At 31.6% G+C, this 12,162-nt stretch carries 6 protein-coding genes; 4 read left to right on the top strand and 2 right to left on the bottom strand.

Going from position 1 to position 12,162, the window contains the following annotated elements; all coding sequences use genetic code 11:
• Window positions 1–26 precede the first annotated feature (26 nt).
• The 4 genes from BWZ22_RS15275 (at window position 27) to BWZ22_RS15260 (ending at window position 9,045) form a co-directional block, all read left to right on the top strand.
• Window positions 27–3,899 (top strand): hybrid sensor histidine kinase/response regulator transcription factor, encoded by a 3,873-nt coding sequence (locus tag BWZ22_RS15275; RefSeq protein ID WP_076701620.1) that lies wholly within the window; start codon window positions 27–29, stop codon window positions 3,897–3,899.
• Between the two features lie 344 nt (window positions 3,900–4,243).
• Window positions 4,244–5,935, top strand: coding sequence for a DUF4412 domain-containing protein (locus tag BWZ22_RS15270; RefSeq protein ID WP_076701618.1), 1,692 nt, complete (start codon window positions 4,244–4,246; stop codon window positions 5,933–5,935).
• 149 nt (window positions 5,936–6,084) lie between these two features.
• On the top strand, window positions 6,085–8,052 hold the full coding sequence (locus tag BWZ22_RS15265; RefSeq protein WP_076701615.1) for a MopE-related protein: 1,968 nt from the start codon (window positions 6,085–6,087) through the stop codon (window positions 8,050–8,052).
• 30 nt (window positions 8,053–8,082) lie between these two features.
• Window positions 8,083–9,045: a hypothetical protein gene (locus BWZ22_RS15260; protein WP_076701612.1), complete on the top strand. Its 963-nt coding sequence runs from the start codon at window positions 8,083–8,085 to the stop codon at window positions 9,043–9,045.
• Here the strand turns inward: BWZ22_RS15260 and ribB are convergent.
• Both ribB and BWZ22_RS15250 read right to left on the bottom strand, forming a co-directional pair.
• On the bottom strand, window positions 9,042–10,190 hold the full coding sequence (ribB, locus tag BWZ22_RS15255; RefSeq protein WP_076702575.1) for a 3,4-dihydroxy-2-butanone-4-phosphate synthase: 1,149 nt from the start codon (window positions 10,188–10,190) through the stop codon (window positions 9,042–9,044). The genes BWZ22_RS15260 and ribB overlap by 4 nt on opposite strands.
• A gap of 31 nt (window positions 10,191–10,221) precedes the next feature.
• Window positions 10,222–12,147 carry an LptF/LptG family permease gene (locus tag BWZ22_RS15250; RefSeq protein WP_232225195.1) on the bottom strand — a complete coding sequence of 642 codons (1,926 nt, stop codon included), beginning with the start codon at window positions 12,145–12,147 and terminating at the stop codon, window positions 10,222–10,224.
• Window positions 12,148–12,162 lie beyond the last annotated feature (15 nt).

The following is a 12,162-nucleotide window of genomic DNA, read 5'->3' as shown; positions in this document are numbered from 1 at the left end:
GTAGTTTTATAATCAAAAAACTATAAATGAGAGGTTTAAATACCATTTTGGCATGCCTATTTGTAGCAGTATCTTTTTCGCAAAACCATAAAGAACAAATAGCCTTTAAGGGACTAACGGTAGAGCACGGGCTGTCTCAAACCAGTGTAATAAGTATAGCACAAGACTCTATTGGTTATATGTGGTTTGCTACCCAAGATGGATTGAACAAGTATAACGGCCTCTCTTTTAAACATTATAATAAACAGTTTGAAGACATTACTAGACCAACCTTTAGCAAACTAGGAAAAGTTTATATAGATAAACAAAATAGGCTATGGATAATTACCCATTCTGGCCAATTGGAAATCTATAGGCCACAAACCAACGATTTCAAAATTATAAAACAACCGTTTTTGGTTAGTGCCATTTTTCAAGATAGCAAGCGTAATTTGTTTTTAGGCTCCTACGGTAATGGTCTTTTTAAGGTTGATTATAAAACCAAAGATACTGTAGCGGTATTTAAAGGGCAAGATACTAAAACTACGGTTTATAACATTTCAGAAACAAGTTTAGGGGTATTGGTTGCGGCATCAGGTTCAGTCTATAAAATCAATGACAGTGGTAGATATAACAAAATACTTGTAGAAACATCTAAAGAAACTAATTTTTCGGTTTTAGAAAATAACAATGCAGGAGGTGTTTGGCTTGGATCATACGGTAATGGCTTGTTTTACATGTCGGGAAATAGTCAAGAGTTTAAAAAATATAAGCACGATGACTTACCCGAAAATTTAAACATTGAAGACCTTTTAATAGATAGTAAAAATAGACTTTGGATTGCAACTTACGGGAAGGGTGTCTATTTAATAGACTTTGCTTCAAACAGCGTTAAGAATTTTAAAGCTAATAAAAATAATCCTTTTGCTATACACTACAACGATATGTTGTGCTTATATGAGGATGCTTCGGGAATCATTTGGATAGGCTCTGATGGAACAGGGCTTAGTTACTACGACGAGCATTTAATAAAATTTAATATTCTAACAAACAACCAGTTACCGAGGTCGGTTAATGTTGATATGATAAGAAGTATTACCACCGATAACGATAATACCTTTTGGGTTGGTACCTCGGGAAAAGGTTTAACCTATTGCAATACCAAGACTCAAACTTATAAAACTTATACCAAGGATAATTCACCATTAAACAGTAATAGGGTTATTAGTTTAGATTTTTTTGAAAACGAACTTTGGATTGGTCACCAAGGCCATGGTTTAAATATTAAAGAGGCTTCTGGAGCATACCGGTCTTTTCCAGAACTGAACGATTTTACCATTTGGAGTATTTTAAGAGCATCAAAAACCAGTTGTTGGTTGGCCACAGAACGCCATGGTATTTTGCTTTTTGATAAAAATAAAGGCGTTGTAAAGGCTTTTAATAAAGAAAATTCTGAGCTATCTCACAATAACATTAGGGCTTTAGTTTATGGCAATGAGAATACATTATGGATAGGTAACGATTATGGCGGTGTGTTTAAACTGGATATAGAAACCAATAAAATCTCAAAAATAAAAGGTCTTGATGATAAAGTTAAATCATTGCTGTTCTTAGACCATACACTATGGGTAGGTACTTATGGTATGGGACTAAAAAAATACGATACAGAGAACCAAACCATAAAAAACTATACCAAAGCAGAAGGCTTGCCCAATCAGGTGGTGTACGGCATCTTGCCCGATGAAGACCAAAATTTATGGCTAAGTACTAATAACGGATTAAGCCGATTTAATATAAATAATGAGAGTTTTGAAGCGTTTACCCCCGATGATGGATTACAGGGACCAGAATTCAACACAGGGGCTTATTTTAAAGATGCCAATGGTACGCTTTATTTTGGTGGACTGAACGGCCTAAATTGGTTTAAGCCAGAAAACTTAACCTATAATATGGTTAAGCCTAAAACCATAATATCTAAGTTTGAAGTATTTTCAGAAGAACAACCGTTAAACAATTTTCAAAAACTTAAGTACAACCAAAATACCGTAACGCTTACCTTTACAAGTCTGCATTTTTCGCAACCCGATCGTAATATGTACAAATACAGGCTTTTAAATTATAACGAAAATTGGAAGTCTCCTAAGGGAATTAATTTTGCTCATTATACCAATTTACCGCCCAATACGTATACCTTCGAGGTGATTTCATCTAATTACGATGGAGTGTGGAACAATGAACCAGCTACCTTCACCTTTACCATATTAAAACCATGGTACTTAACTAATCTCTTAAAAACCATATATGTTTTAGCTATAATTTTAATACTGTTTGGTGTTTATAAATACTTACTATTTAGGTGGAAAGTTAAAACGCAATTACAATTAAAACAGGCAGAAACAGAGCGTTTAAAAAAGCTTGATGAGTTTAAAACAAAATTATATACCAATATTTCGCATGAATTTAGAACCCCTTTAACGCTTATTACAGGCCCTATAGATCATCAATTATCAAAACAAAATATATCACCTAAAGACCGTAAAGAACTTAATTTAATAAAGCAGAATGCTAATAGATTGTTAGGCTTAGTAAACCAAATGGTAGATCTTGCTTTAATAGACTCAGGACAAGCCCAATTAAAAATAGAAAATGGGAATCTTAAAATTTTATTAATACAAATAGTTTCCGCATTTCAATACAAAGCTAAAGAAAAGGAAATGGTTATATTAAATAAAATAGAAGGTCTTGAAAACGTTTGGTATGATAAAGATGTAATAGAAAAGGTTAGCTCTAATCTTTTAGCTAATGCTATAAAATATGCACCAGAGTCTAGTGAGATTATTTTTAATGCAAATGAGCAAGAGAATAACTTAGTATTGTCTGTTATTAATACTAATAAAGAAATTACCAAAAAAGACCTTGGTAAGCTATTTCAACGTTTTTATAAAGATGATGAAGCTTCAGAAGGTGTAGGCGTAGGACTTGCTTTAGTAAAAGAGCTGGTTTCACTTTCAAAAGGAAGTATTATAGCCAATAGTATAGATTCAGATAAAATTCAATTTACCGTTACGCTACCAATAACAAAAAACGCTTTTAAAGCTTCAGAAATTTTAAATTCAAAAAACACAGAACAAGAAATTGTTTTAAGCAATGCTGTTTTAAATAACAATAATAAACCATGTTTACTTATTGTAGAAGATAATAAAGATATAAGAACATTTGTAAAATCAGTTTTTGAAAACTCTTACCAAATTATTGAAGCATCTAATGGACAAGCAGGTATAGAAAAAGCTATAAAGCATATGCCTAGTTTAATAATTAGTGATATTATGATGCCTATTAAAAACGGTATTGACCTGTGTAATACATTAAAATATAATGAGCTAACAAGTCATATACCCATTATACTTTTAACAGCAAAAGTAGGAGAAGATAACGAAATAGAAGGGTTAAAAACTGGGGCAGATGCCTATATAACAAAGCCTTTTAGTAGTGAAAAACTAAAATTAATAGTAGAAAAACTAATTGAAAATAGAAATAGATTACAACAACACTTTAGCAAAAGCATTACTTTAACTCCAGAAATAACGGTTTCATCTACAGAAGCTGAATTTTTAAAGCGACTAAAAGAGGTATTAGATAAAAACCTAACTAATCCAGATTTTAATACAGAAACATTTTCGGTAAAAATGCAAATGAGCAGAACTCAATTGCATAGAAAATTAAAAGCTATTGTAGGATTAAGTACCTCTGAATTTATTAGAAATGAACGCTTAAAACTAGCCATTGATTTATTAAAAAAATCAGATAATTCTATTTCAGAAATTGCCTATCAAATAGGTTTTAATACGCCTTCTTATTTTATTAAGTGTTTTAAAGAAACTTACAATTGCACCCCTGTAGAGTACTCTAACAGACATTAAAAAGCCTGTAAACCTTTATAAACACAGCCTTGTAACATTTGTTGCATACTTTGAAACATCTCTTGTATTAACTAAAGAATTAAGAGATTAGTTTTATTCCATAGAGTAATTTGTAGCAAAAAAAGTAATGTTCAATTCTTCCAAAAAGAACGATGACGAAAAAATTTATATGAGTATAGACCACTTAAAAAATGGGACTTACACATTGCATATTTTGTTAAATAATAAGGTTGTAAAATCTGTAAAAATATCTAAGGAATAAAAGAGGCTATTAATCAATTCTGAATAGGGGGATGACAAATGAGAGATGAGTTGTTTCCCTATTTCTCTTAAAATCTATAAACATGAAATCAAAAAATATACTATTAATAATGGCTTGTTTGTTAATCACATCAACAACACAAGCACAATTTTTAAAAAAGCTAAAAAAGAAAGCAGAAGAAGCTGCAGAGAGAACCATCCTTAGAAAAACAGATGAAGCTGTTTCTAAAAAAACAGAAAAAACTATTGATGATGTTACCACAAAAAAAGATAAGCCCGATAAAGAAAAGGCAGAAGCTCCTGAAACCATGGAAGCAGCAAATACTGCCTTAACCAAAAATACCAAAACTAAAAAAGCATTCTATAATCAAGATGTTGTCATTCAATTACGTGAAAACGGAAACCTCAATCAAACACAGTATTTTGATGCAAATGAAGTTGCTGTAAAGTTAGAGCAAGACGATATGCCAGAACCAGGCTATATTGATAGTGAAGGCTTTATATATACATATAAAAATGGAGAATATACCAAATCTTCAATTGTTGCTTTGCAAAGCCAAGGTATGATGGTACCAACCATGCTAATTGAAGCCTATAAATTGCCACCAGAGCCGTTCATGATAGAGTATCAAAAGCAAACAGACCAAGGTCAAACAGCAAATCCTTTTAATGGTATAGTGGAGTTTGCCTTTATATATAAACCAGATGATTTTAGGTATGAAGATTATAAAGAGTCTACTCAAACCCTAAGAGGAGAAACCTACACTAAGTTTGAATTTCTTAACGAACCCGGATACGAAGGTAGCTATGTGCTGTTTGATAATCAAGACCGACTTGTTGAAATCTATACCAAAGTTAACGAGTCTAAACAAAATTTTGAAATAGGAGAAATGCCTCGTGAAAAAGGAGAAAGCCTGTTGGTTTATGATTACAAGCCAGTAACGGTTTCACTGCCACAAGCTAGGGAAGTACGAGCACAGGGTCAAGATTTAATGGAAGGTGTTATGAAAAATATTGTAAAGGGTGGCAATCAGCCCAAAGATGATATTGATGAAGACGATTACAACACTAGTGATAGTAAAGGTATGACCAAGCGTATTAAAAAATCCCTTAAAGAACATAAGGTATCGGCTAGTGATCTCCCAGAAACATATGAGTTTGATTGGGCACTCCAAACCCAAATGACGCTTAATGCCAAAAAGAAGGAAACTATGGAACTCACATTCTTGATTAAAGAAGGAGCTAGCTATCAAGCCACCAGAATGAGAAGTGAAGAAAGCAAGAATATGGGGCTCGTGACCATGCTTTTTGATATGGACTTAAATACCATGATAATGTTTATGGATGCGCAAGGCAGTAAGTTTATGCAAATCCATCCTATCCCAGACCCTGGTAAGACAAAAGAAAACATTGACAATTACAAAATATCTGATCTTCCAACAAAAACTATAATAGGATACAATTGCAAAGGATTGCAATTTGAGGATGAAAGATATGTTATGAAAATTTATCATACCTCAGAGGCAGGTTTAAGGCTACCAAACTTCTTAAATTTTGGAACACAAAAACCTTCAAATATTCCTGATATGGATCCTAGGGTCATAGAGCAATTTTCTAAAGGACTAATCATGGAAATGGATATTATAGACAAAAAGAAGTCTAAAAATAATGTAAACATAATGGCTAAAGCTTTAAAAAAGACACTTACCACTATTGAGAAATCAAAATATAAAACAATGGCTTTATTTTCCTCAGGAGGAATGTTTAAAAATTAAAGCTTAAGCGAAAAGGTAATACATTTTATCATGAAAAAAATTATAATCAAATAATATTTATAAAAGCTATTAATCTGCAGAAAGAAAAACTCTAAAAAAACACATGGATTTCTTTCGTTGTCAATAAAAATTTTTAAAACTATCATAAAATGAAAATAAAAATTTTACTTCTTCTAATCATATCATTTTGGAGCTATAATAGTTTTGCACAAGATAATTGTTCTTTACCATTTCCAATAGGTTTACAGTATGGGCCTCAATCTAGTGAAGATATCAATTGTAATTCTGGAAATATTATAAATACAATATATTTAAGTTCTAGCGTCCCATTTTCAATTACTTTAATTATTGAAAATGTTACAACCCATACAAGTAGTAGCTACAATTTTACTGGAGTTCAAAGTGAATTTGATGATAATTCTTACTCTAGTGATGAAATATTTGTAACTTTTACAAATGGTCATTTAATTAAAATGTATTTAGAATATAGTTCTCCTGAATATTATTGTAAAAACTTAATACTTATCTACCCAGTATCTCATTGTTCTGAAATAGATGAAGATAATGACGGGTTTGCAGCAGATGTAGATTGTAATGATAACAATGAAAACGACAAACCTTTTGGAGCAGAATATTGTGATGGCTATGATAATAATTGTAACGGGTTGATTGATGATGCTGATCCTGATATTGCAGAACAACCTGTTTGGGTTCTAGATGAAGATAATGATGGGTTTCCATTAGAAGGTTCTGAAATAAAAACTTGCTATAAACCAGGAGAAAATTATTTTATTGATGCAGAACTTAATCCCAATCCCGATTGCGACGATACAGACCCAACTATTAACCCTCAAAGAGATTGGTATTTAGACTTGGATGGTGATGGGTATGCTTCATTCACAACAAAAAGGTGTGAATCGCCTGGAGAAGGATACACCACAACTATTTTACCTCTAACAGATTGTGATGACACCGACCCAAACATAAACCCTGCGGTATCTATTGAATGTGCTGATAATAAAGATAACGACTGTGATGGAGATATTGATGAAGAAGAAGATTTAGTTTTTTACCTTGCAGACAATGACAATGATGGCTATGGAGATTCTAACGATATTATTTTTTGTAACCCATCTGCGGGATATATTACAATTCATGCAAATGATCAAAATATTGAATATGATTGTAATGACAACAACCCGTTAATACACCCTGGCAGAACCGAGGTACCCTATAATGGAATTGATGATGATTGTAACCCCGATACAGTAGATGATAGTAGCACTTTTAGTATTCCCGATGAGTTTTTTGAACAAGCTCTAATAGATTTAGGCATTGATACAGATGGACTATTAAACAACTTAGTACTTGTTGAAGATTTAGAAGATATAACACATTTGGATATCTCGTTTCCTGAAACTAATATAAACCTACCAAATGTAAACGGAAAAATAAGTAATATTTCAGGTATTGAATTATTTACTAATCTAATAGAATTAAATATTGCAGGAAATAATATTTCAGATTTAAGTGATTTAACAGGAGTTAATCTCAGTGATAAATCTGTAAATACAAAAGGACAATTAATTTCCAACCAAAATACAATTGAGGTTTTAAACTGTAGTTTCAATAATTTAATAAGCTTAGACGTGAGTAATTTGAGTGCTTTAAAATCTTTAAACTGTTCAAATAATCAATTGGAAGATTTAAACGTAAAAAATGGTATAAACACGTCATTTTTAGTATTTAACGCTACAAACAATCCTAACCTTAATTGCATAAATGTAGATAATACAGAGTATTCCACTACCAATTGGTCAAACATTGATGTACAAACAATCTTTAGTGTAGATTGTTCTAATACACTAGCTATAGATGCTCCAAAATCTTTAGCAGCAAAAATACAGGTTTACCCAAACCCTGTAAACAAAACACTAAATATTGTGGCTCTAAGTACAATTAACATAAAAAAAATAACTCTTTTTAATATTCTAGGGCAACAATTCAATCAACCTTTAAAAAACAAAATTAATGTTACTAATTACCAGAAAGGTTTATACCTTCTTAAAATTCAAACAGATAAAGGTATTGTTACAAAAAAAATAATGATTAACTAACTTTAAATCAATCTCTTAAAAACTATAATTATGAAACAGACTATCAAGCTTATTTTTTTTATACCTATATCATTATGTTTTTTATTCAACTGCAAAAATGAAAAGAAAGTAGAGGCCATTCAAAAAACTACAGAAACTGAAGTAGCTATAAAAGAACCAACCAATGTTATTGACATTATAACACGTGGTATGGAATTTCAAAGTGTAGACACTATTCCCTCAGGATGGAATACATTTAAATACCAAAACCTTTCTAACGAAACGCATTTCTTTTTGTTAGATAAATATCCTGAAGGAAAAACTGTGGCAAATACTTTAACAGATGTAGCTCCAGTTTTTGCTGAAGGAATGGATTTAATTAATCAAGGAAAACCAGAAGAAGGATTTGCTGCCTTTGGCAAATTGCCTGCATGGTTTGGAGACATTGTATTTTCTGGCGGATCTGGTTTAATTGCTCCTAAACACACCGCTGTAACAACAGTAAAGTTAGAACCTGGTTATTATATTATGGAATGTTATGTAAAGATGCCTAACGGTAAATTTCATACATTAATGGGAATGGCTAAACCTATTATAGTAACTCAGGAAGATAGTGGAAATACACCACCAGAACCCACTGTAAATATTGTGGTGTCTAATAGTGAAGGTATAGTTTATGATAAAGACATTACTAAGGGCAAACAAGTGTTTTCAGTATTTTATAAAGAACAAAACCATCATGAAAACTTTATGCAGCATGATGTGAATTTAGTAAGGTTAGAAGGCGATGCCAGTGAAGATGCTTTGGAAGCATGGATGGATTGGTCTGATCCCAAGGGGCTTATTACCCCAGTGCCAAATGGTATTACCTTTTTAGGAGGTGTTAATGAAATGCCTGCAGGTAGTACTGGTTATTTTTATGCCGACTTAAAACCTGGTAAATACGCTCTTATTTCAGAGGTTCCAAATACCAAAAGCAAAGGTTTATTTAGGGTTTTTGAAGTGAAAAATTAATAATTAATATAATCTACAATTTCTAAGCCATAACCAATTAAACCAACACGTTTAGTTTGTGAGGAGTTTGTTACTAATTTTAATTTATGAATGTTTAAATCATGTAAAATTTGAGCACCAATACCAAAATCTCTATTATCCATATTTATTCTTGGAGCTTTGGTAACAGTGTTAGCAACTTGATTTTCTTTTAAAAACGATAAGCGTTTTAAAATATTCATTGATTGAGATTCCTGATTAATAAAGATAATAGCACCTTTACCTTCCTTTTCAATAACCCTGAACATGTCATTAAGTTGTTCATCAACGTTGTTGGTAAGTGTACCTAAAATATCATTATTTACTAATGTAGAATTAATTCTGGTTGCAACCACTTCATCGTTTTTCCATTGTCCTTTAGTTAAGGCTATATGTACTTGGTTGTTTGTGGTTTGTTTGTAGGCTCTTAATCTAAAACTTCCAAAACGTGTTTCTATTTGAAAATCTTCTTTTTTTTCAATTAAAGAATCGTGTTGCATTCTATAAGCAACTAAATCTTCAATAGAAACAATTTTTAAATCTAGTTTTTTGGCAACTTTAATGAGTTCTGGTACTCTTGCCATAGTACCATCTTCATTCATAATTTCTACTATAACACCAGCAGGATTTAAACCAGCTAATCTAGCAAAATCTATAGCAGCTTCGGTATGTCCGGTTCTTCTTAAAACACCACCTTCTTTAGCAACTAATGGGAAAATATGACCAGGACGAGCTAGTTCAAAAGGTTTTGTATTAGGGTCTATTAAGGCTTTTACGGTTTTTGCTCTATCGCTAGCAGAAATACCTGTTGTAACGCCACCACCTCTTAAATCTACCGATACAGTGAAAGCCGTTTCCATGTGGTCTGTGTTATTTCTAACCATCATGTTAAGGTCTAGTTCTTTACATCGGTTTTCTGTAAGTGGAGCACAAATAAGTCCTCTACCATGGGTTGCCATAAAGTTTATCATTTCAGGGGTAACTTTATCGGCTGCAGCTACAAAATCGCCTTCATTTTCTCTGTTTTCATCATCAACAACAATAATAACCTTGCCTTTTCTAACATCATCAATGGCTTCTTGTATTGTGTTTAGTTTAAACGTTTTAGCTGCTGTGTCTTTTGTCATAGTTTGTACCATCATGTAGCAAAGATATTGTTTATTTTAAAGATTCTAAACAATTAAGTCTTAAGTCTTCCTTAATTTTTACATTTAAAAATGGGTATGCAATCATGTAAAAAGGTAAACCTAGTATTAAAAATAGCACCACTAGTTTATTACCTTTATCTATATGGTCATATAGTTGACGCATGTTTATAATTGATTTTGCATAATATATTGCAAATAAAATAAGAGAAACAATACTTAGTTGTATAGAGGCTGATGCTAAATGTGGTAATTTATTGTTTTTAAATACAAAGAATAAAACCAATAAAATTACACCAACAGCATATAGCGTTATAGCAAATTTAGAATGATCTTGATAATTATTAACAATAGTTTTAGTAGTGTCAAATTTAGTATCAATATTGATGCCATTAGCTCTTAATTCATCATTATGAATACCTTTGCTGTTAAGTATTTTAATGGCTTCAAATCTAACATTTTCTTCATGACCTAAAGTGTCATAATTTTTAATAATATTGAAAAGTTCTTGGTTGTTTAATGAATTTAAGAATTTATAATCAATACTATCTTTTTCTTTTATTTTGAAAATCTTTTTGAGGGGAGTGCTTATATTCCCAAATTCAAATAAAGTTCTATCTGCTGTTGCTCTTCTGGTAAGATACACACTTAGTGGCAGCATAATTAATGTAGAAAACCAACTAGCTAAAACAGGATTCAAGCTTCCGTTTTTGGCACTATTTGTGGCAAAAATACCTATAAAGTGATATGTTAAAAATAGGAGTATAGCAATAACCATTGGTAAGCCTATGCCTCCTTTTCTTATTAAGGCACCAAGAGGAGCGCCTACAAAAAACAGAATAATACAAGCAAACCCAAGCGCAAATTTTTCATGTAATGATATGTAGTGCTTGTTTAACCACTCTCTAGATCTTTTTTGATTGTCTTTTTTAGTTATAAGAATTTGTTTTGCACTGGTAATGCCTCTTATGGCGGCATCTATCATTTCATTTTTTCTTCTTGTGTCTAACAAGTCTAAAACGTTACCAGTATAAACAGAATCAATTTTTTTCTCGGTATTATGCTTTTTTACAGATATTGGCTTAGGTCTAGGAATAACTGAAGACCGTTGTAACAAAATTTTAGACAAAGATTCATGTTCATGTTTTTTTCTTATTTCTAATGAATCTATAGCTTTATTTAGCCCGCTAATACTTAGCATGTTATACTTGTCTGTCTGTGATTTTTCATCTAAATCAACATCGTCCATTTGAGATATATCTATATTGATGATATATTTTTCAAATGTGCTTTTTGCAAACGGGTATTTTAGTCTTTCTTTTTGTTTAGAAGGGTATACGTCACTGTAATAGTTTCCATCAAAAAGAATTAATTTAATGACTTCAGATTTTTCATCACTAACAAATTCACCTGTTTTAGATTTAATAGTAGTGGCATTTTTTCTACCATCAGACCCTTTAATGTGTATTATAACATCTTCAAGATATTGCCCTTTATCTCCGCTTTTCTTTTCTACTTTAATGTTATAATTCATTATTTCGTTAAACTGTCCTTCTGCAATTGCTGCAGCAGGTTTTAGTTTGGCAATATTTCGTCTTAAATTATAAGAGTTAAGTTCTGCCCACGGAATGACGTTATTTGAAAAGAAAAAGGTAACAATAGCAAGTCCTACAATAAATATGCTTAGACCAGACATGGCGCGTTGTAATGAAATTCCAGTAGATTTCATTGCAGCAAACTCATAATTTTCAGCAAAATTACCAAAAACCATTATAGAAGATAGTAGTATGGTAAGCGGTAATATTAAGGGGATTAACTTGGGTAAAAAATATAAAAGAAATTTAGCTATTATTTCTAAATCTAAATCTTTACCTGCTAATTCTTTAATATATAACCACAGGGTTTGTAAAATAAATATCAGTATGAGTATTACAAACACACTGATAAAAGTTTT

Origin of the sequence: Seonamhaeicola sp. S2-3 (assembly GCF_001971785.1) — a bacterium.
Classification (GTDB): domain Bacteria; phylum Bacteroidota; class Bacteroidia; order Flavobacteriales; family Flavobacteriaceae; genus Seonamhaeicola.
The sequence above is the reverse complement of the archived record's forward strand: the minus strand, read 5'-3'. Positions and strand labels throughout refer to the sequence as shown.